The 23,939-nt window shown below is 68.9% G+C and carries 24 protein-coding genes; 8 read left to right on the top strand and 16 right to left on the bottom strand.

All coding sequences use genetic code 11. From position 1 onward, the window contains the following. Window positions 1-207 precede the first annotated feature (207 nt). Window positions 208-1,089 (top strand): dihydropteroate synthase, encoded by an 882-nt coding sequence (folP, locus tag ACLML9_RS17510; protein ID WP_356991655.1) that lies wholly within the window; start codon window positions 208-210, stop codon window positions 1,087-1,089. Further along, window positions 1,086-2,024, top strand: a complete 939-nt coding sequence (locus ACLML9_RS17505; protein ID WP_411946535.1) for a glucosyl-3-phosphoglycerate synthase — start codon at window positions 1,086-1,088, stop codon at window positions 2,022-2,024. Before folP ends, ACLML9_RS17505 begins: the two co-directional genes overlap by 4 nt. Before the next feature lie 33 nt (window positions 2,025-2,057). Here the strand turns inward: ACLML9_RS17505 and ACLML9_RS17500 are convergent, their stop codons facing one another. From ACLML9_RS17500 to sigE, 6 genes are all read right to left on the bottom strand, one after another. Beyond that, window positions 2,058-2,582, bottom strand: coding sequence for a hypothetical protein (locus ACLML9_RS17500; RefSeq protein WP_411946534.1), 525 nt, complete (start codon window positions 2,580-2,582; stop codon window positions 2,058-2,060). A 242-nt stretch (window positions 2,583-2,824) separates the two neighbouring features. Further along, window positions 2,825-3,685, bottom strand: coding sequence for a hypothetical protein (locus tag ACLML9_RS17495; protein ID WP_411946533.1), 861 nt, complete (start codon window positions 3,683-3,685; stop codon window positions 2,825-2,827). A gap of 51 nt (window positions 3,686-3,736) precedes the next feature. After that, window positions 3,737-4,153, bottom strand: a complete 417-nt coding sequence (gene tatB, locus ACLML9_RS17490; protein ID WP_411946532.1) for a Sec-independent protein translocase protein TatB — start codon at window positions 4,151-4,153, stop codon at window positions 3,737-3,739. A gap of 33 nt (window positions 4,154-4,186) precedes the next feature. Then, on the bottom strand, window positions 4,187-5,731 hold the full coding sequence (locus ACLML9_RS17485; RefSeq protein WP_411946531.1) for a trypsin-like peptidase domain-containing protein: 1,545 nt from the start codon (window positions 5,729-5,731) through the stop codon (window positions 4,187-4,189). A 10-nt stretch (window positions 5,732-5,741) separates the two neighbouring features. Next, on the bottom strand, window positions 5,742-6,137 hold the full coding sequence (locus ACLML9_RS17480; protein WP_411946530.1) for a hypothetical protein: 396 nt from the start codon (window positions 6,135-6,137) through the stop codon (window positions 5,742-5,744). A gap of 64 nt (window positions 6,138-6,201) precedes the next feature. Then, a complete protein-coding gene (sigE, locus tag ACLML9_RS17475; protein ID WP_051714688.1) occupies window positions 6,202-6,786 on the bottom strand; it encodes an RNA polymerase sigma factor SigE in 585 nt (194 codons plus the stop codon). A gap of 533 nt (window positions 6,787-7,319) precedes the next feature. On the opposite strand from sigE, the gene ACLML9_RS17470 reads away from it, so the two are divergent. The 4 genes from ACLML9_RS17470 to ACLML9_RS17455 all read left to right on the top strand — a co-directional run bounded on the left by ACLML9_RS17470 (window position 7,320) and on the right by ACLML9_RS17455 (window position 12,063). Then, on the top strand, window positions 7,320-7,952 hold the full coding sequence (locus ACLML9_RS17470) for an O-methyltransferase (protein WP_411946529.1): 633 nt from the start codon (window positions 7,320-7,322) through the stop codon (window positions 7,950-7,952). A gap of 690 nt (window positions 7,953-8,642) precedes the next feature. Further along, complete coding sequence (locus ACLML9_RS17465) at window positions 8,643-9,413, top strand: TetR family transcriptional regulator (RefSeq protein ID WP_411946528.1); 771 nt, start codon at window positions 8,643-8,645, stop codon at window positions 9,411-9,413. Between the two features lie 77 nt (window positions 9,414-9,490). Further along, window positions 9,491-10,411 carry an ATP-binding cassette domain-containing protein gene (locus tag ACLML9_RS17460; protein ID WP_411946527.1) on the top strand — a complete coding sequence of 307 codons (921 nt, stop codon included), beginning with the start codon at window positions 9,491-9,493 and terminating at the stop codon, window positions 10,409-10,411. Continuing rightward, window positions 10,408-12,063, top strand: a complete 1,656-nt coding sequence (locus ACLML9_RS17455) for an ABC transporter permease (protein WP_411946526.1) — start codon at window positions 10,408-10,410, stop codon at window positions 12,061-12,063. Before ACLML9_RS17460 ends, ACLML9_RS17455 begins: the two co-directional genes overlap by 4 nt. A 56-nt stretch (window positions 12,064-12,119) precedes the next feature. Here the strand turns inward: ACLML9_RS17455 and glgC are convergent, their stop codons facing one another. After that, window positions 12,120-13,334, bottom strand: coding sequence for a glucose-1-phosphate adenylyltransferase (glgC, locus tag ACLML9_RS17450; RefSeq protein WP_411946525.1), 1,215 nt, complete (start codon window positions 13,332-13,334; stop codon window positions 12,120-12,122). A gap of 123 nt (window positions 13,335-13,457) precedes the next feature. Between glgC and glgA the strand changes: the two genes are divergently transcribed. After that, entirely contained in the window at window positions 13,458-14,615 is a 1,158-nt protein-coding gene (gene glgA, locus ACLML9_RS17445; protein ID WP_411946536.1) for a glycogen synthase, read from the top strand. Between the two features lie 155 nt (window positions 14,616-14,770). Here glgA and ACLML9_RS17440 read toward each other — a convergent pair whose 3' ends face one another. The 9 genes from ACLML9_RS17440 to ACLML9_RS17400 form a co-directional block, all read right to left on the bottom strand. After that, window positions 14,771-15,640, bottom strand: coding sequence for a putative RNA methyltransferase (locus ACLML9_RS17440; protein WP_411946524.1), 870 nt, complete (start codon window positions 15,638-15,640; stop codon window positions 14,771-14,773). Next, window positions 15,627-15,794 carry a DUF3117 domain-containing protein gene (locus ACLML9_RS17435; RefSeq protein ID WP_064484472.1) on the bottom strand — a complete coding sequence of 56 codons (168 nt, stop codon included), beginning with the start codon at window positions 15,792-15,794 and terminating at the stop codon, window positions 15,627-15,629. Before ACLML9_RS17435 ends, ACLML9_RS17440 begins: the two co-directional genes overlap by 14 nt. 158 nt (window positions 15,795-15,952) lie before the next feature. Then, the gene (locus tag ACLML9_RS17430; protein ID WP_411946523.1) at window positions 15,953-16,534 is read right to left on the bottom strand and encodes a DNA-3-methyladenine glycosylase I; all 582 of its coding nucleotides are present in this window, start codon (window positions 16,532-16,534) and stop codon (window positions 15,953-15,955) included. Continuing rightward, window positions 16,531-16,851, bottom strand: a complete 321-nt coding sequence (locus ACLML9_RS17425) for a DivIVA domain-containing protein (protein WP_265803907.1) — start codon at window positions 16,849-16,851, stop codon at window positions 16,531-16,533. The genes ACLML9_RS17430 and ACLML9_RS17425 overlap by 4 nt, the downstream gene beginning before the upstream one ends. Window positions 16,852-16,870: 19 nt before the next feature. Continuing rightward, a complete protein-coding gene (locus tag ACLML9_RS17420) occupies window positions 16,871-18,007 on the bottom strand; it encodes an Mrp/NBP35 family ATP-binding protein (RefSeq protein WP_411946522.1) in 1,137 nt (378 codons plus the stop codon). A 19-nt stretch (window positions 18,008-18,026) separates the two neighbouring features. Next, window positions 18,027-18,881, bottom strand: a complete 855-nt coding sequence (locus ACLML9_RS17415) for a lytic transglycosylase domain-containing protein (protein WP_411946521.1) — start codon at window positions 18,879-18,881, stop codon at window positions 18,027-18,029. 276 nt (window positions 18,882-19,157) lie between these two features. Then, window positions 19,158-20,543, bottom strand: a complete 1,386-nt coding sequence (locus tag ACLML9_RS17410; RefSeq protein ID WP_411946520.1) for a lytic transglycosylase domain-containing protein — start codon at window positions 20,541-20,543, stop codon at window positions 19,158-19,160. 144 nt (window positions 20,544-20,687) lie between these two features. Further along, window positions 20,688-21,296 carry a DUF1003 domain-containing protein gene (locus ACLML9_RS17405; protein WP_411946519.1) on the bottom strand — a complete coding sequence of 203 codons (609 nt, stop codon included), beginning with the start codon at window positions 21,294-21,296 and terminating at the stop codon, window positions 20,688-20,690. After that, on the bottom strand, window positions 21,293-22,573 hold the full coding sequence (locus tag ACLML9_RS17400) for a magnesium transporter MgtE N-terminal domain-containing protein (RefSeq protein WP_411946518.1): 1,281 nt from the start codon (window positions 22,571-22,573) through the stop codon (window positions 21,293-21,295). Before ACLML9_RS17400 ends, ACLML9_RS17405 begins: the two co-directional genes overlap by 4 nt. A 54-nt stretch (window positions 22,574-22,627) precedes the next feature. Here ACLML9_RS17400 and ACLML9_RS17395 point away from each other — a divergent pair, with 54 nt between their 5' ends. Next, entirely contained in the window at window positions 22,628-23,572 is a 945-nt protein-coding gene (locus ACLML9_RS17395; protein ID WP_411946517.1) for an HpcH/HpaI aldolase/citrate lyase family protein, read from the top strand. Window positions 23,573-23,939 lie beyond the last annotated feature (367 nt).

Genomic DNA, 23,939 nt, shown 5'->3' with positions numbered 1-23,939 from the left:
CGAGGCCGAAACGGCGAGACCAAGGGGGCCTCAACCCCGCGCCGCCGCAGGCGGCGCCAAAAAACACAGCACCTTCACGTCGGTGGCCGGAGGTGCTCGGGCGGTCGGTCCGCATATCGCATGCGCGAAGCGCGGATGTTGGGCGCTGAACGGCGGGACCGAGGGGCCCTCGACCCCGCGCACGTGAGCCCGCCATAAACTGAGTTCATGTTCGAGCCCGTCCGGCCGTTGCCGACACTCTGCGGCCGGACCGTCGCGACGGATCGCGCGCTGGTGATGGCCATTGTGAACCGCACCCCTGATTCCTTCTACGACCGTGGCGCGACCTTCAGCGATTCCGCCGCGCTGGCCGCAGTGGCCCGTGCTGTGGACGAGGGCGCCGATCTCGTCGATATCGGTGGGGTGAAGGCGGGGCCGGGGGAGCATGTGGACGCGGCCGAGGAGGCGCGGCGGGTGGTGCCGTTCGTGGCGGCCATCCGCGCGGCCTATCCCGGCCTGTTGATCAGTGTGGATACCTGGCGGTCGGAGGTGGCGCGGGCCGCGGTGGCCGAGGGGGCGGACCTGATCAACGACACCTGGGCGGGTGCGGATCCGGAGTTGGTGCCGGTGGCGGCCGAGACCGGGGCCGGGATCGTATGTAGTCACACCGGCGGGGCGGTGCCGCGCACCCGGCCGCATCGGGTCCGGTACGCCGATGTGGTGGCGGAGGTGACCGATACCGTGGTGCGGGCGGCGGAGCAGGCCGCGGCGGCGGGGGTGCGCCGGGATTCGATTCTCATCGATCCCACCCATGATTTCGGGAAGAACACCTATCACGGGCTCGCACTGTTGCGGGCAGCGGACGTTCTTGTTAAAAGCGGGTGGCCGGTCTTGATGGCGCTGAGCAACAAGGATTTCATCGGAGAGACATTAGGTGTCGGACTTTCCGAACGACTGGAGGGCACATTGGCGGCAACAGCATGGTCGGCCGCGGCCGGTGCTCGCGTTTTCCGTGTGCACGAGGTCGCCGCGACCCGTCGCGTCGTGGACATGATCGCCGCGATCCAGGGCATCCGGCCCCCCGTGCGAACTCTGCGAGGTCTCGTATGAAATTTCCCCATCACGAGCTCGACTGGGCATCGACCCACACCTGGGATGCCCCCGGCTGGTCGGTGACCGATCTGGTCGCCGCCAAGGCCGGCCGGACCGTATCGGTGGTGCTGCCCGCGCTGAACGAGGAGAGAACCGTCGCGGAGGTGGTGGCCAGTATCCGTCCGCTGCTGGGCTCCCTGGTGGACGAGCTGGTGGTGCTGGATTCGGGGTCGACCGACGCCACCGCCGACCGCGCTCGCGCGGCCGGCGCGGAGGTGATCACCCGGGAGCAGGCCGTACCCGAGCTGGAGCCTTTCCCGGGTAAGGGCGAGGTGCTGTGGCGTTCGCTGGCGGTGACCACCGGTGATCTCGTGGCATTCGTCGATTCCGACCTGATCGACCCGGACCCGGCTTTTGTGCCGAAGCTGCTCGGTCCGTTGCTCACGACTCCCGACCTGCATCTGGTGAAGGCCTACTACCGGCGGCCGCTGCGGCACGGCGGCGGGGTCGACGCACACGGTGGCGGCCGGGTGACCGAGCTCGTGGCCCGGCCCCTGCTGGCCGCGCTGCGGCCGGGGCTGACCCAGGTGTTGCAGCCGCTGGGCGGTGAGTACGCCGGGACCCGCGAGTTGCTGACAGCGGTTCCGTTCGCCCCGGGATACGGGGTGGAGATCGGGTTGCTGCTCGATACCTATGATCGGCTTGGTCTGGGTGCCATCGGTCAGGTCAACCTGGGTGTTCGTACCCATCGCAACCGTCCGCTGGCCGATCTCGGTGTGATGAGCCGGCAGATCCTCGGGACGGTGCTGGGTCGCAGCGGGGTCCCGGATTCGGGGGCGGCGCTGACCCAGTTCCCGCTGATCGGTGGCGAGTTCACCCCGTACAGCACCGCGGTGGATCTGGTCGATCGGCCGCCGATGAACACCATCCGGCCGGACGTCGCGGCCGCGTGAGCGAACAGGCCCGCACCGCGGCGCCCGCCGGCGTCAGTGGTTCGGGTCCGGCTTTTCCGACGGTGGTTCGTCTCCGGTTTCCGGGGGCTGCTGCTCGTCTCCGGGCTTCTTCGCCGGGCGGCCGAGGGCTTCGGTTTCCGGTGGCGGTTCGGCTCCGGGCTCCTTCACTGTCCGGCCGGGAGCTCCGGGTTCGGCGCCGCCGGTGCCGGGCGTGGATTGCGCGGTGGGCGGTATCTCGGGTCCGGCGCCGGTCGCCGTGGGCGGGGTGACGACGGCCGCCGCGGGACGGCCGGCGTTGTCTGCCGGTTCCGGTGCGGCCCCGGTTTCGCCTGTTTCCGGTCGGTCTTCGCCGGGCTCTTCGGCCGTTTCCGCTTCGGTGGGTTCCGCTTCGGCCGCTTCCTGATCGACGGGTTCCTGTTCGTTTTCCAGACGCGCGCGGAGTTCGGCGACTGTCACGTAGTCGCTTTCGACGGAATGTGGGGCGCGCAGCCACAGGACGAGGGTGATCAGCAAGCCCACCGCGACCAGGGCCACCGCCAGGATGATCAACGCGTTCACCTGAGCCTCCACGAATCATCTTTTCGGAGCCGACAATCGCCACTGTGCACCGCAGGGGGTACCGAGTAATGCTCTGGCTATCGAATCGTCGGGCCCGGGTAACCGGTCGCGGTAATAGAAATCGGCCTACTGCGCACCACAGTAGCAATTCTTCGACCAGCTAATATTCGCTGTCGCTATCGGTGTTTCGGCGTGTCGGCGGTATCCGCCGCCGGTCATTCGCGGTCGGCGCGGTGTCGCGGTCAGCGCCGCGGGCGGACCGCCTGGGGGCGGGAATCCACCGGTTCGTGGAGATAGACGGGGGTGAGCAGATCGGCGTCCACGGGTTCGCCGGTGGTGCGCTCGTAACGGACGCCGATCAGTACGGAGAAGCGGCGGTTGGCCGCTCGTTCGTGCAGGGTCGCCAGCCGGGTGGCCAGCAGCCGTACCGCGCCGAGCGAACCCGGTGGGTGCAGGCCGTCGAGAATCAGGATCGAACCGCGGCCGTCCGGGCGCGGTAGCCGTGCGAGATAGGCGATATCGTGCGGTTCCGGGCTGGCCGGCCGGTAGATACGCCGGGCGGCGCGATCCTCGATACCGCGGCGGCCGTCCCCGGGGCGGGCCACGGCGCGGCGCAGGCGTGGGTCGGCGGCGATGAGATGCCGCAGGCTCGGCGACAGTTCCGGGCCGCCGATCACGATGAGGCCGTCCCGGAGCAGATCGATCGGGTGTCCCGGAGCGAAGGGTTCGATGGTGACCGCGAAGCCGAGTTCCCGTAGCTGTTCGGCCAGCCGGGGCGCCGCCGCCGGGTCCGGGGCGCCGATCAGCCTGCCCGCGCGGGTATCCGGGACCAGCAGGGTCAGCGGCCCGTGCCCGAAGAACAACCCCTCGGGCGCCGGGCCCTGGGTGCTCACCTGGTGGATCCGGGCGCGGGAAAGGCCCGCCGCGGCACCGATTCTCGCGAAAGTCCACCCCTCGGCGTGTAATTCGCGGATCACCGCGCGCCGAATCCGGGTGAGTTCGTTGATGGTCTGCTGAGCCGCTGCGACACCTTCGGTGGCGGCCTTGAGTCGCTCGACTTTGTCTTCGATCGCGAATATTCGCGCCACGTCATCGGCCGACATGTGCGAAGTCTAGACAGGGAGACGCTGAACTGCGTCTAGCCTGGTTGACGATCAGGTGGCGTCGGTATCGATCGGGGGACGTTCGTTGTGCTCCAAGGGTTTATCCAACTTGGGCATCGGGTAATCTGGCATCCCGCTGTGTGTCCCCAGCACATTCTTGCTGTCCGGCAGGGCGCTGTCGAGATCCTTGAAAAGGGAATCATCGCCGTTCAGGAGGTGTTTCGTCACCACCGAACGCGGTGACATACCCCGTAATTCCTGGAGGTCGGCGAGCGGTTTACGCAGCTCCTCGAATTCGGGCCCGAGTTCGGACCGCAACTGCGATGTCGCGCCGGTGGCGTAATCGCGAAGTTGGCGAAGGCTGCGCGCAGTCCACCGCGCGGCGCCGGGCAGGCGCTCCGGACCGAGGATCACGAGGGCGGCGACGAGTAGCACGAGCATCTCGCCCCACCCGATACTGCTGAACACCCCTACAGGCTACCCGGCGCCGCGACCAGCGGGTCAGTCGGAGGCCAGCGTCACCGGAATATCCACCTGCCGGCCTTCCCGGATGAGCTGGACGTTCACCGACTGGCCGATCTTGTTCATCTGAACCGCCACTACCAGTTCGTCGGGATTGGTGACTTCACGGTCGCCGATCCGGACGATCACATCGCCTTCGACGATGCCGGCGTTCGCGGCCGGGCTGCCCGGCTGCACATCGGCGACCTCGGCGCCGCTCATGACTTCGTTGGCGACGGTCTTCTGCCGGGCGCTCACCCCGATCATCGGGTGATGGATCGACCCCTCGCGGATGAGGGTCTGCGCGACCTGGGTCATCTGGTCCACCGGGATGGCGAAGCCGAGGCCCACCGAACCGCCGCTCTCGCTGCGGATGGCGGTGTTGATCCCGATGACCCGGCCGTCCGCGTCCACCAGCGCGCCACCGGAATTGCCCGGGTTGATCGACGCGTCGGTCTGCACCGCGTCGATCACCGCTTTGGTATCGCTGCCCTCGCCCTCCAGTTTCACCGGGCGGTGCAGCGCGCTCACGATGCCGGAGGTGACGGTTTTGCTCAGGCCCAGCGGGGATCCGACGGCCAGCACCGCATCGCCGACTTGCACGTCATCCGATTTACCGAGCTGCGCAACCGTGAGATTTTTCACATCTACCTTCAGTACCGCGAGATCGGTCTTGGGATCGCGACCCACGATATTGGCCGGTGTCCGGGTGCCGTCGGAGAAGGTGATCTGGATCCGGGCCCGCCCGGACTGGTCCTGCGCCGCCATGGAGATGACGTGGTTGTTGGTGACGATATAGCCATTACCGTCGATGACCACACCGGACCCGGTGGCGCCGTTGTCGCCGACCGTGGTGCGGATGGACACCACCGACGGCAGTACCGCGTCGGCGACCTGCGCGATCGGGCCGTGCGGCTGCTCGCCGTCGGTCTGTTCGAGACTGACCTTGCGGGAGGTCAGGGTCGAAGCGGTTTCCGCGGTCAACCGGCCGACCAAGCCCCCGACCAGCCCGATTGCCAGCGCGATCGCACCGAGCACCAGCAGCGCCTTGGGGGCGACCCGGGACCCGAAGAGCACCTGCCGGGCGGAGAGTTGTTCGGCGCGCGGGAATTCTCGCGCGGCCGGTGTGGCGAGCGCCGGAGCGCCCAGGCGGGCCGCCGAATCCGGATCGCGCCAGGGGTCGGCCGGGCCGGCTACCGGTTCGCGCTCGTTGCCGGCGTCGGGATCACGCTGGAGCAGTTCGGTGGAACCGGGTGGACGCCCGAAGGCCTCCTCCAGTACGGCGCGTGGCGGGCCCTTCGGGGCCACCTGGGTCGCGCGATCGTTGTCCGGGCGGGCCGGGCGTGCGGCGAAGGATCCGGATTGACCCGAGGGCCGGCGGAAGGCATTCGCGGTATGTGAGTCCACATGGGGTCGATAGACCGGCCGCGGAGCCAACACGGGCGCATCGGGCGGGCGCAGAGTGCCGTTGTCGGTCGTCGTGCCGTTTTCGTCCGCCGAATCAGCGTTATCGGCAGGGGAATTCTGCGTCGGTTCGGAACTCACGCGGCAAACTCTACTTGCGCCACCACACCGACCACCGGAAGCTGTCGAAGGTTGCCGAGAAAGATTGGCTCGTGAAGCCGAATACCGCCTCGTTACGCTGATTTCCGGCCGAATTCTGCGATTGTGCGCCGCTGGGCGGTTCGGCGAGCGGAATGCGGGACAGCGTGTCGTGCAGGCCGGTGGGAATCGAGACCTGGGAGGCGCGGCGCAGAGCGATCCGCGCCTGCTGCTGGGCCTCGACCTCGGCCGCGCATTCCGGGCACACCGAAAGGTGCTGGGCCGCACGCAGGTAGGGGTTCATCCGCAGTTCGCCATCGACGTAGGCGGCGACTGCCTCGCTCGCCAGATGCTCGGTGGAGTGGAACTGCGGGGAACGACGACCGGACGTTTCGGAGTCGCCACTCATTCGCTGCCCATCCTTCCCGACCGGTATCACAAACTGCTGTGATCCCGGCGTCATGATCGCAGGATCATCCGAAGCTCGCCTCGGCGGCGAAACGCTCCTGGACTCCATTATGCGCAAGATACTCGCGCAGTGCCTGCCGGCCGCGATGGATTCGACTGCGCACCGTGCCGAGTTTCACGCCGAGCGTCGCGCCGATCTCCTCGTAGGACAGTCCCTCGATATCGCAGAGCACGACCGCGGCGCGGAACTCCGGAGCCAGCGAGTCCAGCGCGGACTGCAGATCCGGATCGAGCCTGGCGTCGTGGAAGACCTGCTCGGGCCCCGGGCCGTCGGCGGGTACCCGGTCGTAGTCCTCCGGTAATGCCTCCATCCGGATACGGCTGCGCCGCCGGACCATGTCCAGGAAGAGATTGGTGGTGATGCGATGCAGCCAGCCCTCGAAGGTGCCGGGCTGGTAGTTCGACAGGGACCGGAAGACCCGGATGAAGGTTTCCTGGGTGAGGTCCTCGGCGTCCTGCGCGTCACCGGAGAGGCGGTAGGCCAGCCGGTAGACCCGGTCGGCGTGTTCGCGGACCAGTTCGTCCCAGGTCGGCATCACGGTGCGGTCGCCGGTGGCGTCGAAGGCGGCGGTGCCGGTGAGCGGAAGCATGCTGTCGAGTTCGGAGGCCGTATCGGCCAACACGGCCTGGGCGGCGTCGTATTCCTCGGCTCGCTCGTCGGTACTGGACATATCGGGCACCTCCATCAGGGCGTCCGGCGGAGCGGGGTCTTCGGTCACCGGGTCGTGCTGCGCGGCTACCTCCGAAACCGGCCCGGTAAACGGCCGCGGGCCGAATTCGTCCGGCCCGGGCAGACCGTGCCCGGCGGGGGTCGCCGAACGGTCGGCCCGGGACAGTTCGGGCAAGGTGGCGGACTCGCGTGCCGCATCGACCATGTGGATGGTGACAACCTCCTGATCGGGACCGAGGCGTAGGCTCGAATACGCGGCCCGTTGTTCGGGCCGTCGTTCATCGGGTGCAACGGTGGATCGGTACTCCGTTGTTCCCGTCCGCCGCGCTCGGTCGGCTGGTCTTGCGTAGCCCACACTCTTCCGTCTCCCGGTGTGGGGCGGTTATGGGGATCCTGAGGGACACCTGAGAATGTTGCGACCGGCATCGCCGCGTTTGGCATAGCCTCTTGGGCGTGGCATCGAACCTGGAGCTCAATCTCGCCTACGTGGAGGAATCCGTCGTCGAGGACGAGGTACTCGTCAGCGCCCGCGAACGGGCCACCGAGCTGGGCGTGGCTCCGGTACCGCCGTCGGTCGGCGCGCTGCTGAGCATGTACGCGCAACTGCTGGACGCGCGGGCGGTGGTCGAGGTGGGTACCGGCGCCGGGGTCAGCGGATTGTGGCTGCTCGACGGTATGCGCGAGGACGGCACGCTCACCACCATCGACTCCGAACCCGAACATCAGCGGGCGGCCAAGGAGTCGTTCCGTGCCGCCGATATCCCGCTCGCCCGGACCCGGCTGATCAACGGGCGTGCGCTGGACGTGCTGCCGCGGCTGGCCGACGGTGCCTACGACCTGGTGTTCCTCGATGCCTCGCCGATCGAGCATCCGCAATACATTGCCGAGGCGGTGCGGCTGCTGCGGGCCGGCGGGGCGGTACTGCTGCACAATGCGCTGCTCGGGGGCCGGGTACCGGATCCGGCGAATCGCGACGCGGCGACCCAGGCGGTGCGTTCGGCGACCCGGTACGTGGCCGAGCACCCGGGTCTGACCAGCGTGCTCATTCCGCTCGGCGACGGGTTGCTCTGCGCGTCCAAGGGCTAGCCCGGCGGCCGGGATCGGCCGTCGGCGCGCTCCTGGCCTCCTCGCCATCGGACTCCCGGTCGCCCCGGGCCGGTGATCAGGCGCAGCGGGCGCGGCAGGCCTGAGGGCCGGGGTGCAACGGTCGTCGCTGTTGTTGCGCTCGACCGGGACCCCCGAAGGTGACTTCGCCGAGGCCGTCGGGGCATGCCTCGGCGCGGTTACGACCGGCGCGGTTACGGCCGGCGCGATTGCCGGTCCCGCCGGCCGTACTCGTCCGGCCGGCTGTTCCGCCCTGTGTCGACTGCCCGCCGAAGATCACGTCCGGTGGCATGGAATCCGGTGCGGCGCCGGCGCGCGGGTTGCCGCCACCGGTGGGTGGCGATCCGGTTTCGATGCGGTGTCCGACGCCTGTGCGGGGTGGTATTGCTGCGACGTTGCCGCGACGGGGGCGGAAACCTCGGTCGAGGTCGAGGTCGCGTTCCGGCGAGGCGACAGGCTGCTGCGCCGGTCCGGTGGGTCGGCCTGCTTCGGGCAGGGGCCTATCCACCGACGCTCGAGGGGGAGGCGGGATCCAGCGGGACGACGTACGGCTGTGAACTGCGTATTTGTGTTCTTCTGTGCCCAGGTGGCACGCCCGGGCCGGTCGTCTTTACGGAATCTCTACGGCACCCCTCTTGCGCCGCCATTGAACGTGTGTTTAATGTATTGAACATGCGTTCAAGCGATGATCTGAACACGCGGGCCCGGATTCGGGACGCCGCCCTCGTGCTGTTCGGCGACGAGGGCTTCGGAGTCGGTGTACGTGCGATCGCGGCGGCCGCGGGTGTGTCGCCGGGCCTGGTCAACCATCATTTCGGCTCCAAGGACGGGTTGCGGCGCGAATGCGACGATCATGTGCGCGCGGTGATCCGCGAATCGAAGATGAGCTACATGAACCGGCCGTCGTCGGGGAATCTGCTACAGCAGCTGGCCGAGATCGAGGAGTTCGCGCCGATCATCGCCTACGTGATGCGCAGCTTCCAGGCCGGTGGCGACCTCGCGGTATCGATGTTCGAGCACATGGTCGAGGACGTCGAGCAGTACCTGGAAGCCGGGATCGCTTCCGGCGCCGTGCGGAGGCCGCGGGACCTGAAAGCGATGTCGCGCTACCTGGCGAGCGTCAACGGCGGCGGCATGCTGCTGTTCATCCAGCTGCGTGCCGGAGCCTCAGGGGCGGTCGACTACCGGCAGGCGCTGCGGGAGTACAGCGACCAGATGATGCTGCCCGCCCTGGAGATCTTCACCGAAGGGTTGCTACCCGACTCCACCATGCTCGACGCCGTCCTGGCCGACGTCGCGGCCCGCACCGGGCACGGTGCGCCGCCGACGCCGGACGCACCGACCACCGGCCGCGCGGACGCGCCGGACGCCGGAGCGGAGGCGGCCGCCGCGCACCCACCAGAAACGCCGACGCCGGCCCGAACCGCCGGCGACGCGCACTGAGCCGGCGCGGCGTCCGATCCGCCGCGCCTGCGAACCCTCTCCATCAACGCTCTATCTCTGTCCCACGAGGAGACACGATGATTTCGGCAATTCGGATCCGGGGTCTGCACAAACACTTCGGTCAGGTCCGGGCACTGGACGGACTGGACCTGGAAGTGTCCGAGGGCGAGGTCCACGGATTCCTGGGCCCCAACGGAGCCGGTAAGTCCACCACCATCCGGGTGCTGCTCGGCCTCTTGGCGCGGACCTCCGGTGAGGTGCGGATGCTCGGGCGCGACCCCTGGGCGGACGCGGTGGCACTACACCGCGAGATCGCGTACGTGCCGGGCGATGTGACCCTGTGGCCGTCGCTGAGCGGGGGCGAGACCATCGACCTGCTGGCCTCGATGCGCGGTGGGCTCGACATCGCGCGCCGGGCCGAACTGATCGAACGCTACGAACTCGATCCCCGGAAGAAGGCACGCACCTACTCCAAGGGCAACCGCCAGAAGGTCGCGCTGGTCTCGGCTTTCTCCTCGCACGCCCGGCTGCTGCTGCTGGACGAGCCCACCTCCGGCCTGGACCCGCTGATGGAACAGGTGTTCCGGGAATGTGTCGCCGAGGCGGCCGAGCGGGGGGCGACCGTGCTGCTGTCCAGTCACATCCTCTCGGAGGTGGAGGCACTGTGCGAGCGGGTCACCATCATCCGGTCCGGGCGCACGGTGGAAAGCGGCACGCTGTCGTCCATGCGGCATCTGAGCCGTACCTCCATCACCGCCGAACTCACCGGCGATCCCGGTGATATCGCGGCCATGCCCGGGGTGGCCGATGTGAGCATGAACGACCACACACTGCGCTGCCAGGTCGACGGCGAACATCTGGCCGAGCTCATCCGCGTCCTCGGCGATACCGGCGTCAGCAGCCTGACCAGCCGCCCGCCGACGCTGGAAGAGCTGTTCATGCGGCACTACTCGATCAACGGCCACGAGGCCGGCGAGCTGGAAGAGGCGCGGAAATGACGACCGCCGTCGCCGGGGCACGGCACAGCGTGCTCCCTACGAGTCCCGGCCGCACCGGATTCACCGGGACCACCCGGCTGCTGCGGCTGTACCTGCGCCGCGACCGGATCGTGGCGCCGCTGTGGATCCTGCTGCTGTCCCTGCCGTTGGGCGGTGTCTATGTGGCCAGTATCGAATCGGTGTATCCCACCGCGGCCGATCGCGCCTCCTTCGCGGCCACCATCCTGGCCAGCCCGGCGCAACTGGCGATGTACGGCCCGATCTACAACACCTCGATCGGCGCGGTGGGCATCTGGAAGGCCGGGATGTTCCACACCCTGATCGCGGTGGCCACCATCCTCACCGTCATCCGGCACACCAGGGCCGAGGAGGAAACGGGGCGCAGCGAGATCCTGGCCTCCACTTCGGTCGGTCGCTACGCGAACCTGACGGCCGCGCTCGTCCTGGCGCTGGGCGGCTCACTGCTCACCGGACTGCTCGGCGCGGTGAGTCTGACCGCGACCGATGTCCCGGCGAGCGGATCGCTGGCCTTCGGGCTCGCGCTGGCCGGATCCGGCATGGTTTTCGCGGCCGTGGCCGCGGTGACGGCGCAGGTCTGTACCGGCGCGCGGCTGGCCCGGGGATCGGCGTTCGCGGTGCTCGCGGCCACCTTCACCCTGCGGGCGATCGGTGACGCCCGGGCGGGGGCGGGCCCGGTGAGCCCGCTGACCTGGTTGTCCCCGCAGGGCTGGTCGTTGCAGGTGCGACCGTACGCCGGTGATCGCTGGTGGGTGCTCGCGCTGCACCTGGCCCTGCTGGTGGTGCTGATGATCGTCGCCTACGCGCTGCTGCGCCGTCGCGATGTCGGTGCGGGTCTCATCGCGGAACGGCTCGGGGCACCGGCGGCGGGTGCGGGCCTGGCCGGACCGTTCGGCCTGGCGGTGCGGCTGCAACGCGGCACGCTGCTGGCCTGGACGGTCGGGGTCGGTCTCTACGGTCTGGTGATCGGCAGCGTGGTGGCGGGTATCGGGGACAGCTTCGCCGAGAACGCGACGCTGCGCGATCTGATCACCCGGATGGGCGGCTCCGAATCGATCGAGGACTCGTTCATCTCCTACGCCTTCACCATGCTCGGGGTCGCGGGCGCGGCGTACGCCGTTTCGGCGACACTGCGGTTGTTCGGCGAGGAGAACGGCCACCAGGCCGAATCGGTACTCAGCGGGGCCGTCGGCCGGCTGCGCTGGGCCGGCAGCCATCTGGTGTTCGCGCTCGGCGGGCCCGTGGTGATCATGCTGACCGCCGGGTTGCTCGGTGGCGTGGCCTATGGTCTCGCCAAGGACGATATCGGCGCGGAATTGCCCGGTGTGGTGGCCGCGGCGCTGGTCCAGCTGCCGGCGATCTGGTTCTTCGCCGGGCTGACCCTGGCGCTGTTCGGGCTGGTGCCGCGCTGGACTCCGGTGGCCTGGGGACTGCTCACCGCCGCGATCGCGGTGTTCCTGTTCGGTTCGTTCTCCGGCGCGCCGCAGTGGTTCCGCGATCTGGAACCGTTCAGTCACGCGCCCAAGGTGCCGGGATCGGAATTCACCGCGACTCCGGTCGTCGCGGTCACGGTGCTCGCCGCGGTGCTGCTCGCGGCCGGACTCGCCGGGGTGCGGGGACGCGACATCCGCTGACCTGCTGCCGTCGGTGTGATGCCCCCTTCCGCCGGGAGGGGGCACTTCCGTATCGGTCAGACCCAGGTGCCCTTGCCTACGGTCACCACACCGCCGTTGCTGATCGCGAACCGGGAGCGGTCGCGCTCGGAATCCACGCCGATGATCTCGCCCTCGGACACCATGACGTTCTTGTCCAGGATCGCGCGCCGGACCACCGCCCCCCGCCCGATCCGTACCCCGGGCATCAGCACACTGCCCTCGACGGTGGCTCCGTCGTCGACCAGTACATTCGCGCTGAGCACCGAGTTGCGGACGGTTGCCGCGGACAGGATGCTGCCCGCCCCGACGATCGTTTCCTGGGCCAGGCCGCCCCGCGCGAATTTCGCCGGCGGGAGATTCTCCGCGGCGCCCCGGATGGGCCAGTGCCGGTTGTAGAGGTTGAACATCGGGTTCACCGACACCAGGTCCATATGGGCTTCGTAGAAAGCGTCGATGGTGCCGACATCGCGCCAGTAGCCGCGGTCGCGGTCGGTGGCGCCGGGCACCTCGTTGTCGGCGAAATCGTAGACCGCCGCCTGACCGGCCGAGACCAGGCTGGGAATGATGTCGCCACCCATATCGTGGTCGGAATCGGAATCCTCGGCGTCGGCCTTGATGGAATCCACCAGCACTTTGGTGGTGAACACATAGTTGCCCATCGAGGCGAAGGTCGAATTCGGGTCGTCGGGGATACCGGGCGGATGCGCCGGTTTCTCCAGGAAACCGATTATGCGGCCGGCTTCGTCGGAATCGATACAGCCGAAAGCGCCCGCCTCGCTGCGCGGCACCCGGATACCGGCCACCGTGACCCCGGCCCCGGAGTCGATATGGTGGGCCACCATCTGTTCGGGATCCATCCGGTAGACGTGATCGGCGCCGAAGACCACGATGTAATCGGGATCCTCGTCGTAGATGAGATTCAGCGATTGCATGATGGCGTCGGCGCTGCCGGTATACCAGCGCGGCCCGAGCCGCTGCTGGGCGGGAACCGGAGTGATGTATTCACCGGCGAAACCGGACAGCCGCCAGGTCTGTGAGATATGCCGGTCCAATGAATGCGATTTGTACTGGGTGAGCACACAGATCCGGAGGAAACCGGCATTGACGAGATTGCTGAGCACGAAGTCGATGAGGCGGTAGGCGCCGCCGAAGGGGACGGCCGGCTTGGCCCGGTCGGCGGTCAACGGAAAGAGTCGCTTGCCCTCGCCACCGGCGAGCACGATTCCTAGGACGTGCGGCTGGCTCCTCACAGTGCCAAACTACCGAACGAGGTGGTCGGCGGGCATCGACCGCTCGGCGGCTACCGTGAATCCGTGAGTTCCGGTTCCAGCGGCGCGGCCGAGTTGTCCGCGGCCGACGAGCTACGGGTGGCCATGCTGACCCGAGAGTTTCCACCCGAGGTCTACGGGGGCGCGGGCGTCCACGTGACCGAACTGGCGGCCCGATTACGGCGGATGAGCGCGGTGACCGTGCACTGCATGGGGGTACCGCGCGACACCGCACAGGTGCACGGACCCGATCCGGCCCTGGACGGCGCCAACCCCGCCCTCCGGATGATGTCGGCACAGTTACGGATGGCCGGCGCGGTCGGCGCCGCCGACGTGGTCCATTCGCATACCTGGTATTCGGGCCTTGCGGGGCATCTGGCCGCCACCCTCTACGGGATTCCGCACGTGGTCACCACCCATTCGCTGGAACCGCGGCGACCGTGGAAAGCCGAACAGCTGGGCGGTGGATACCGGCTCTCGTCCTGGTCGGAACGTAATGCGCTCGTACACGCCGACGCGGTGATCGCGGTGAGCGACTGGATGCGCCGCGACGTACTCGACGCCTATCCCGCGCTGGATCCGACCCGGGTGCACGTCGTGCGCAACGGGATCGACGCCGGCGTCTGGCATCCCGGCCCGCCGGAGCCCGGTAGCCGCCGAATTCTCGACGAACTCGGTGTGCGGGCGGACCGGCCGCTGGCGGTGTTCGTCGGACGGATAACCCGGCAGAAAGGCGTCGGCCATCTGCTGGGCGCGGCGCGCGAGATCGATCCGCAGATCCAGCTGGTCCTGTGTGCGGGCGCGCCGGACACGCCGGAACTGGAGGCCGAGGTCGCGAATGCGGTGTCCGGGTTGCACCGCCGCCGGGGCAATGTGTTCTGGGTCCGGGAGATGCTGCCCACCGAACAGATCCGGCAGCTGCTGGCGGCGGCCACCGTGTTCGTCTGCCCCTCGGTCTACGAACCACTGGGGATCGTGAACCTGGAGGCCATGGCCTGTTCGACCGCCGTGATCGCCTCGGACGTGGGCGGAATTCCCGAGGTGGTCGCGGACGGGCGGACCGGCCGGCTGGTGCATTTCGAGGCGGGGGCGACCGGCGCCTACGAGCGCGCGCTGGCGGCCGCGATCAACGAGCTGGCGCTGGACCGAGCGTGCGCGGCCGAACTGGGTGCGGCGGGCCGTCGCCGCGCCCGGGCCGAATTCGACTGGTACCGGATTGCCGAGCAGACCCTGGCCGTGTACCGCACCGTCTGTAAACGTTGAGCCCTCGCCGGCCGTCAGGCCGAGGAGGACCCGGAGGTGATGTCGTTGGCCAGTGGGGCGATGGCCGCGATGATCTGCGCGCTGTCGCGGGTGGATTGCCCGCTGTGCCAGCACTATTGCCCCCTTCTCACCGCGGCGGCGAGTGGCCGGTGAGGTCAGGCCGGGGCGTAGGTGCCCACGGTCACCGACGCGGTGACCTCGAAGAGTTCGGGCAGGCGGGCGATCCGGGCCGTCGCGTCGCCGGCGTGGTGCGCGGAGGGGCCCATCGCCACCACATTCGCGATATCGGCGCGGGAAAGGGTCATCGCGTAGTCGACCGTGCGGTGTTCGGTCCGGGTGAAACGACCGGTCATGGCCTCGGCGAGGCGGCGGTCCTTCGCGGGGTCGACGGTGACCATGCCGACCGGTTCGATGAGCTCGGCCAGATGCCGGTCCGTGGGTGTGACGACGATATAGCGGCCGCCGGGACCGAGGGCCCGGGCCACGGCGTCCGGATTGCGCGGTGCGAACACCGACAGCGCGGTGGTGAGCGTGTGTTCGCGGATCGGCAGGCCCCGCCAGGCGTCGGCCACCACCGCGGCCGCGCGCGGATGGGCGCGGGCGCACCGCCGACCGGCCGGTTTGGCGATATCCAAGGCGATCCCGCGGGCCGCCGGGACCGACTCGAGGACCCGCGCCAGATAGTAGCCGGTACCCGCACCGATATCCGCAATGAATCCGCCGGTGCCGGTATCGTGCGCGGTCACGGTGGCCGCCGCGACGGCGTCGGCGATCGGCGCGAAATTTCCGGTGCCCTGAAAGGCCGCCCGCGCGTCGAGCATGGCAGCGGTGTCACCGGTCAGTTTGGTGGCGGCACCGGTGAGCAGGCTGATATAGCCCTGCCGGGCGATATCGAAACTGTGCCCCCGAGAGCAGCGTAGTGTGCCCGGCGCGGACGACAGGCCGCGGTCGCATTCGGGGCAGCTCAGTACCTCGGCGACCGCGGCGAGCGCCGATTGTTCGGCTACCTGTCTAGCCGGTGACACTCTTCAATTCGTCACCGAGTGCCGCGGCTTCGTCCGGCGTGAGTTCTACGACCAGACGCCCGCCACCCTCGAGTGGGACCCGCATGACGATCCCACGGCCTTCCTTGGTTGCCTCGAGGGGACCGTCCCCGGTACGGGGCTTCATGGCCGCCATCCTCTGCTCCCTCCAGATCTGCGCTGTATGCTGCGCACTTGCTCGGAACTCCGGTTGTCGCCAACCGGGCGGTCCGTCGGTTGAGACGACGGACCGCACTCGGTCCATTCTTCCCTATCGCATGAGATGACGGACACTCGACGTCCAAATGTGATCGGTCAGCCGACCGCGGTGTGCCGGGTATCGACCCAGCATTCGGTCAAGTGATCGTCGACCATACCGGTGGCCTGCATGAGCGCGTACGCGGTGGTGGGCCCGACGAAACGGAAACCGCGCCGCTTCAATTCTTTTGCCAGTGCGACGGATTCGGGCGTCGTCGCCGGAATATCGGGCAATGCGCGCGGACGCGGTCGCGACGGCGGGGCGAAGGACCACAGCAATTCGTCGAGTCCGATATCGAGTTCGCGCGCGACTTTCGCGTTGGCGATACACGCGTCTATTTTCGCGCGATTGCGCACAATGCCGGCATCGGCGAGCAGTCGTTCACGATCCGCGTCACCGAACTCCGCGACCCGGTCGATGGCGAATCCGGCGAACGCCGCCCGGAACGCGGGCCGTTTGCGCAGAATCGTGATCCACGACAGGCCGGACTGAAAAGCCTCCAGGCACAGCCGCTCGAAAAGGGCGTCGTCCCCGTGTAGCGGCCGGCCCCATTCCTGGTCGTGGTAGTCCCGGTAGAGCTGTGATTCCACCGACCACGGGCAACGGATCAGCGTATCGGCCGCCACGGATGCGGTCACGGCTGCTCCGTACCGTGCTGCGCGGCCGCACCGGCCGCGCGGGCCTCGGCGAGTTGACCCTGCAACTCGTCGATCCGGGCGGCCAGCCGGGCCAGTGCCCAATCGACCTCGCCGGCCTTGTACCCGCGGACCACCTGCTGGAAGCGCAGCGCCCGGACATCCGCGCCGTCGATACCCTCCACCGGTAGCACCGTCGCCGTAGTGCCCTCGGGGAGCGGGCCCAGCTCCTCCGACCGCCCGAACAGGGCGCTGGCCAGGAGGAACAGGACTGCGGCCACCAAACCGACGATCACGACGTACAGCAGCAGGGTGAGCATGGATCGAGTCTAGGTGCGCTCAGAGATGACGGGTGGTGTCGATACCCAGCGACATACCGGCCAGGCCGCGCCGGCGGACCGCGAGCTTATCCGCCACCGCGCGCAGGGCCACGGCCGACGGGCTCTCCGGATCCTTCAGCACGATGGGCGTGCCCTCGTCACCGGCTTCCCGCAGCGCCTGCTCGATCGGGATCTGACCCAGCAGCGGCACCTCCGCACCCACCGCCCGGGTGAGACGGTCGGCCACCGCCTGACCGCCGCCGGACCCGTACAAATCCATCCGGGTGCCGTCGGGCAGATCCAGCCAGGACATGTTCTCCACCACGCCGGCGATCCGCTGCCGGGTCTGCAGTGCGATGGCGCCGGCGCGCTCGGCGACCTCCGCGGCCGCGATCTGCGGGGTGGTGACGACCAGGATTTCGGCGTTCGGGATCAGCTGGGCGATGGAGATCGCCACATCGCCGGTGCCGGGCGGCAGATCCAGCAGCAGGACGTCCAGATCACCCCAGAACACATCCGCGAGGAACTGCTGCAGGGCCCGGTGCAGCATGGGCCCGCGCCACACCACCGGGGTGTTGCCCTTGGTGAACTGCGCGATCGAGATCATCTTCACGTCGTGCGCGACCGGCGGCATGATCATCCGCTCGACCTGGGTCGGCCGGGCGTCGGTTCCGAGTATGCGCGGGATGGAATGGCCGTAGATATCGGCGTCGAGGACTCCGACGGAGAGGCCGCGGTCGGCGAGCGCCGCCGCCAGGTTGACCGTCACACTGGATTTACCGACGCCACCCTTTCCGGAGGCCACCGCGTACACGCGGGTCAGCGAACCGGGCTGGGCGAAGGGGATGACCGGCTCGGCGGAGTCACCGCGCAATTGTTTGCGCAGTTCGGTGCGTTGCTCGTCGCTCATCACATCGAGATCGACCGAGACCGCGCCCACGCCCGGGACGTCGGCGACCGCGGTACTGACCCGCTGGGTGATCTCGGTGCGCAACGGGCAGCCGGCGGTGGTCAGGTAGACCTCGACATGCACATTGCCGTCCGGTTCGATCCGGATGCTTTTCACCATGCCCAGTTCGGTGATCGGTTTGCGGATCTCCGGGTCGTCGACCTTCGCGAGGGCGCCCCGCACCTCCGCTTCCGTTACCACTGGCATGCTGCCGATGGTAGTGCGGTCAGATCTTGGGGAGTTCCGCGGGCCGCGGTGTGATACCCGTCTGGTACGACTGCTCCCAGGCCATCACGTTCGCGACGTAGGCCATCGAGTTGTTGTAGCGCAGGATCGCCCTGGTCTGCTGGGCGGGATCGCGCATATCCAGACCACCGGAGCACAGGTACTTGCCGGCGGTCAGGGTGGCGTCGTAGTAGTTCTGCGGATCGGAGATGCCGTCGCGATTGCCGTCGGCGGCGAAATCGGTCCAGGTCTCCGGCAGGAACTGCATGGGGCCGACGGCGCGGTCGTAACCGCCGAAGCCGTCCAGTGCGCCGCCGTCGGAATCGTGGATGACATTGTTGCCGGACAGGCTGCCGTCCAGCACGGGACCGAACACCGGGGCCAGGGCATTACCGTCGGCATCGGCCCGGCCGTCGTTCATATGGGTGGACTCGACCCGGCCGATACCGGCGAGCATGGTCCACGGCATATTGCAGTCGGGATTCTCCTCGGCCAGGATCTGCGCGGCGCCGATATAGGCGGCCTCGGCGATCCCGGGGATGCCCGAGGCGGCCACGGGGAGATCGTTGCGGGGGCGGTTCGGATCCAGCGCGACCGATTTCACCTCGACGCGCGCCCCGGGCGACTGCTTGGCCATGGCGTGCATCGCGGTGGGGTCGACGGCGGCGGGGGCCGCCGCCTGCGCGGGGGCGGCGCCGAGTGCCGAGATCTGCATGGCCACCGAGGCCGCGGTCGGATCGGTGACCACTGCCGCGGCGGCATTGGTGGCCACGACTCCGGCCGGAACCAGCCCGGTGAGTGCGATCACCGAGCCGCGGGAAACGGTGGCAGGTTGCTGTTTACGGTGACGCCCCACGTACTCAAGCCCTTCATCTCAACGCACAGCCTGCGGTCACGAGTGGTTCGTTGCCGGTCCGTGACCTGTTGGGTCGACGATACCGCATCCGAGATCTGTTTGTTACTCCTCCGTGACCATTATTTCCGCGCGGATGGGAATGGGAAGCGGTGACGCCGCTTCGGAACTCGGTTCGCGCCCGCCCGGCCGGGCGCAGCGGCAGGCGGGCCCGTCCAGTGTCCGGGCCCGCCGCACCGGCGAGGGTGCGGCTGCCGCGCCTCCGAGGGAACCGCCTGCTCAGGCGGGCGGAACAGGCGCCGGCGGTGCCGCCGGAGTCGCGGGTTCGGGTGCCGCCGGGGTGGTGTCCGCCGGCGCGGGCGGAGCCACCACGGGAGCCGGGGCCGGCCCGACCGGCAGCGGGATGACGATCCCGCCGGGGAGCGTGATCGACGGCGGCGCCGGTGGTGCGGGTGCAGGTGCGGGAGCGGGTGGGTTCTGGTTCTCGGCGGGCGCCGGTGCGGCCGGTGCGGATTCGGCCGGTGCCGGTGCGGACGGGGCGCCGGGCTCGGGTGCCGCCGGGTCTCCGGGGGCCGGAGCTGCCGGACCGGTACGGCCCGCGGGCCCGTCCGGGACGACCGGAGCCGGATCGGGCAGCGCCTCGCCGACCTTCGGGGCGCTCGGAGCGGGCGGGCACAGCAGTCCGCAGGGAATCGGCGGCAGGCCCGGGATCCGGATCATGGGTGCGGGCCGCGGCGTCTGCGCCGGTAGCGAGGGCGGGGGCGGCGGGACCTGGTTCTCGGTCTGCGCGGCCAGCAGATCGGTTGGGCCGGACGGGAATTCGGTCGGAATACTGCCCGGCGGGACCAGATCGGGCGAGATGGTGACCGGTGCCGGCCGGCCGCCGGTCCGGTAGGCCGCCGACCAGCTCAGCACATTGGCCGCATACGACATGGAGTTGTTGTAGCGCAGCACCGCCCGCAATTCCTGCTGCGGGTCACGCAGATTCAGACCACCCGAGCACAGGTACTTCCCGGCGCCGAGGGCGGCGTCGAAGACATTGTGCGGATCGGCGCGCCCGTCGGCGTTGCCGTCCGCGGCGTAGCGCGACCAGGTGCTCGGCAGGAACTGCATGGGCCCCAGCGCCCGGACGTACCCGCCGTCGGCCGCTCGGATGACTTCGTTGCCGGGCAGCGAGCCGTCCAGTGCCGGACCGAAAATGGGCGGGGTGGTGGTACCGGCGGCGTCCGTGCGGCCGTTGCTCGCATGGCCCGATTCGATCCGGCCGATCCCGGCCAGCAGATTCCAGGTGACACCGCAGCCCGGTGTCGAGGACTGCAGGGCCAGTTCGGCATTGCGATAGGCCGCGAGCACGATCTCCGGAATACCGAGCGCGCCGCCCCCCTGGGGCAGGTTGATGGTCTGCAGCGGGACGATGCCACCGAACGGTGGGATACCGTCGGCGGGGGAGGGGCTGAGCGCGCGAAGTTTCCGGGGTGTCGAGCGCTCGACCGGTAGCATTCCGAGTGTCTGGGTCAGTGGCGCGTCGGTGGTCACGTCCGGGTCTTCGAGCCGATCGGTATCGGCCGCGAGCCGAGCCCCGGGAGCCTCCGGGGGAGTCGACGAGAAGGTGGTGTGGGCGGCCGAACCGCTCGCTACCAGGCCCGCCATGACCAGAGCCGACATTGCCACAGGGGTAGGTATCCGCATTCGGCTCCACCCTTCCTCTATGTCACAGGTGAGCAACCGTCCCGGACATTCCAGGACGGCGTGCTCGGGACAACGTGATCCAGGTTACCTACCGGTCAGGAGCATATTGCGGATTTCCGGTCATTCGTCCGCGACAGGCGATGAAACAGAGCCCGTAACCGGCCTGTGACCGGAGGTTTTCTTGCGTTTCGGCTTGGCAGACTTTTCCGGGCGCGTCGGCCCCACTCCCGCCGCCGACTCGAGGCGATCGAGTGCGTCGCGGATCTCGTCCAGTTCCCGCCTCAGGTAGTCGCGGGTGGCCACCTCGCCCACTGCCAGCCGCAGGGCGGCCAGTTCGCGCGCCAGGAATTCCGTGTCGGCCTTGGTCTGCGCCGCCCGTAACCGGTCCTCCTCCAGCGATACCCGGTCGCGGTTGTCCTGCCGGTTCTGCGCCAGCAGGATCAGCGGCGCGGCGTAGGCGGCCTGGGTGGAGAAGGCCAGATTCAGCAGGATGAAGGGATAGGGGTCCCAGCGCAACGTGAGGAAGAAGATGTTCAACGCGATCCAGACGATCACCACCACCGTCTGCAACGCGAGATAGCGTCCGGTGCCCAGGAACCGGGCGATGCGTTCACTGCCGCGCGCCAACGCCTCCGCGTCCCAATCGAATCGGAACCGGGATTCCACCGGTGTCTCCAGCCGCTGCCGGGCCGCCGCCGCCGCCCGGCTCGCGGTGCTCTTGTCCGTCAATGCCGTACACCCTCGAACAGTTGCTCGTCCTCACGCCAATCCTGCGGCAACAGATGATCCAATACATCGTCCACGCTCACCGCGCCCAGCAGATGATTCTGCTCGTCCACCACCGGCGCGCACACCAGGTTGTAGCTCGCGAAATAGCGGGCCACCGCGGTGAGCGGGGCCTCCGGGCGCAGAGTGGTCAGATCGGTGTCCAGGATCCCGCCCACCAGATGGGCGGGCGGTTCCCGCAGCAACTGTTGCAGATGCACGCACCCCAGATAGCGCCCGGTCGGCGTCGCCGTCGGCGGCCGCACCACGAAAACCAGCGAGGCCAGCGCGGGCGTCAGGTCGGGATCTCGGACCCGGGCCAGCGCCTCCGCGACGGTCGTCGACGGCGTCAGGACCACCGGTTCCGGCGTCATGAGCCCGCCCGCGGTATCCGGGGAGTGCTCGAGCAGCCGGCGCACCGGTTCCGATTCCTCCGGATCCATCAGCGTCAGCAGGGATTCGGCCTCGTTCTCCGGCAGCCCGCCCAGCAGGTCGGCGGCGTCGTCGGGATCCATGGCCTCGAGGACATCGGCCGCCCGCCCGATATCGAGCTTGCCCAGCAGCTCCAGCTGATCGTCGCCGGACAACTCCTGCACCACGTCGGCGAGCCGTTCGTCATCGAGCGCCACGGCGACCTCCAGCCGCCGCTTCTCCGGCAGTTCGCGCAACATATGCGCGACATCGGCGGCGCGCTGACCCTCGAACTGCTCGAGCAGCGTGCTCACATCCTGACCCGGCCGCCCCAGTTCGTACGGTGTGAGGCCCTGCACCCGAGCCCAGTCGACCACGTGCACGGTACGCCGCCGCCCGAGCCTGCGGTGCCCGCGCACCGCGACCCGCGCCACCCGCCAGTCCCGGGTGCGGGTGAGCGTCATCCCCAGATCCACCACGTACACATCGACCCCCGCCAGATCGGGCAGATCGGGATCGTCCACGCGTACCGCCGAGTCGACGATCTGCGCCATGGCCAGCACCTCACCGGGCCGCTGCGCGAAACGCCGCAGGCTCACATTGCCGGTGTTCAAGTTCACCGAACCGGGTTCGACGGCGGTGACGCGCAGCATCGGGACGAAGATCCGGCGACGGGTCGGCAACTCCACCACCAGGCCGTGGACACGCGGTTCTTGCCGGTCGTACCGGACGGCGACGACCACGTCGCGAACACGGCCGATAGACTCGCCGTCCGGCCCCAGCACCGCCAGACCGGTCAGCCTGGCGATATACACCCTGGTAGCTGCCATGGGTGTCAGGCTAGATGTTCCGGGGCCGGACCGGGCCGACCCCCAGGAGAGTTGATGAAGCCGCGCCGTTCCGTGCTCGCCGTGCCGGGCAGCAATCCCAAGATGATCGCCAAAGCCAAGGGCCTACCGGTCGACGAGGTCTTTCTCGACCTCGAAGACGCGGTCGCACCCGAGGCCAAGGCCGCGGCCCGCGCGAATATCGTGGCGGCCCTCAACGACTCCGGCTGGGGTGGGCAGTTGCGAGTGGTACGGGTCAACGACTGGACCACGCAGTGGACCTACGCGGATGTGATCTCGGTGGTCGACGGCGCCGGTACCGCACTCGACGCGATCCTGCTGCCCAAGGTCACCGACGGCGGTCAGGTGCGCGCGCTGGACCTGCTGCTGAGCCAGCTGGAACGGGCCAACGGACTCGAACCCGGCCGCATCGGTATCGAACCGCAGATCGAGAACGCGCTGGGCCTGCGCAATATCGACGAGATCGCCACGGCCAGCCCCCGGGTACAGACCCTGGTCTTCGGCCCGGCCGACTTCATGGCCAGCATCAATATGCGCACCCTCGTGGTCGGTGAACAGCCCCAGGGCTACGACACCGGCGACGCCTACCACCACATCCTGATGACCATCCTGCTCACCGCCCGCGCCCACGGCCTGCAGGCCATCGACGGCCCCTACCTGCAGATCCGCGATATCGACGGCTTCCGGCGCGCCGCCGGCCGCACCGCCGCCCTGGGCTTCGACGGGAAATGGGTACTGCACCCGAGCCAGGTCGACGCGGCCAATGAAATCTTCAGCCCCCGGCAGGCGGACTACGACCACGCCGAACTCATCCTGGAGGCCTACGCCTACCACACCTCCGCCGCCGGCGGCGCCCGCGGCGCGGTGATGCTCGGCGACGAGATGATCGACGAGGCCAGCGCGAAAATGGCGGTGGTCATCGCGGAAAAGGGCCGGGCAGCGGGGATGAAACGCACGACCACCTTCACGCCACCGGAGTAAGAGTTCGTCCGGCGGTACCCGGGCAGGCCGGACCGGAATCGCGGTGCTCGAGGGATCGTCCGCGGTTCCTGGCGCACGATGCTGTCAACCCCGCGCCGGCCCGGTGAACCCCCAGGCACACCTGTCGGCGGCTTCGCTGCCGGAATTGCTCGCTTGCCGGGGTGCGGGCTCGCTCGCGAAGACCAGGGTCTGCGCCTTTGCTCACCAAGACCACGGTGTGGGTCCACTCGCGAAGGCAGAGGCGTGGACCTGCTCGCAAAGGTGCTGTGTTTTTTGGCGCCGCCTGCGGCGTCGCGGGGTTGAGGCCCCCTTGGTCTCGCCGTTCAGGCCTCGAGACTCGCGCTTCGCGCATGCGCTTCGAGGCCTG

It is taken from the genome of Nocardia sp. NPDC002869 (assembly GCF_046764065.1).
Taxonomy (GTDB): Bacteria; Actinomycetota; Actinomycetes; order Mycobacteriales; family Mycobacteriaceae; genus Nocardia; species Nocardia rhamnosiphila.
This window is presented reverse-complemented; position numbering and strand designations above follow the sequence as displayed.

Excerpts from the sequence above, each read along its gene's own strand:
- folP (WP_356991655.1), top strand. The coding sequence starts at position 208 with ATGTTCGAGCCCGTCCGGCCGTTGCCGACACTCTGCGGCCGGACCGTC.
- ACLML9_RS17505 (WP_411946535.1), top strand. The coding sequence starts at position 1,086 with ATGAAATTTCCCCATCACGAGCTCGACTGGGCATCGACCCACACCTGG.
- ACLML9_RS17495 (WP_411946533.1), bottom strand. The coding sequence starts at position 3,685 with ATGTCGGCCGATGACGTGGCGCGAATATTCGCGATCGAAGACAAAGTC.
- ACLML9_RS17480 (WP_411946530.1), bottom strand. The coding sequence starts at position 6,137 with ATGAGTGGCGACTCCGAAACGTCCGGTCGTCGTTCCCCGCAGTTCCAC.
- sigE (WP_051714688.1), bottom strand. The coding sequence starts at position 6,786 with ATGCTTCCGCTCACCGGCACCGCCGCCTTCGACGCCACCGGCGACCGC.
- ACLML9_RS17465 (WP_411946528.1), top strand. The coding sequence starts at position 8,643 with ATGCGTTCAAGCGATGATCTGAACACGCGGGCCCGGATTCGGGACGCC.
- ACLML9_RS17460 (WP_411946527.1), top strand. The coding sequence starts at position 9,491 with ATGATTTCGGCAATTCGGATCCGGGGTCTGCACAAACACTTCGGTCAG.
- ACLML9_RS17455 (WP_411946526.1), top strand. The coding sequence starts at position 10,408 with ATGACGACCGCCGTCGCCGGGGCACGGCACAGCGTGCTCCCTACGAGT.
- glgA (WP_411946536.1), top strand. The coding sequence starts at position 13,458 with ATGCTGACCCGAGAGTTTCCACCCGAGGTCTACGGGGGCGCGGGCGTC.
- ACLML9_RS17435 (WP_064484472.1), bottom strand. The coding sequence starts at position 15,794 with ATGGCGGCCATGAAGCCCCGTACCGGGGACGGTCCCCTCGAGGCAACC.
- ACLML9_RS17425 (WP_265803907.1), bottom strand. The coding sequence starts at position 16,851 with ATGCTCACCCTGCTGCTGTACGTCGTGATCGTCGGTTTGGTGGCCGCA.
- ACLML9_RS17420 (WP_411946522.1), bottom strand. The coding sequence starts at position 18,007 with ATGCCAGTGGTAACGGAAGCGGAGGTGCGGGGCGCCCTCGCGAAGGTC.
- ACLML9_RS17410 (WP_411946520.1), bottom strand. The coding sequence starts at position 20,543 with ATGTCGGCTCTGGTCATGGCGGGCCTGGTAGCGAGCGGTTCGGCCGCC.
- ACLML9_RS17400 (WP_411946518.1), bottom strand. The coding sequence starts at position 22,573 with ATGGCAGCTACCAGGGTGTATATCGCCAGGCTGACCGGTCTGGCGGTG.
- ACLML9_RS17395 (WP_411946517.1), top strand. The coding sequence starts at position 22,628 with ATGAAGCCGCGCCGTTCCGTGCTCGCCGTGCCGGGCAGCAATCCCAAG.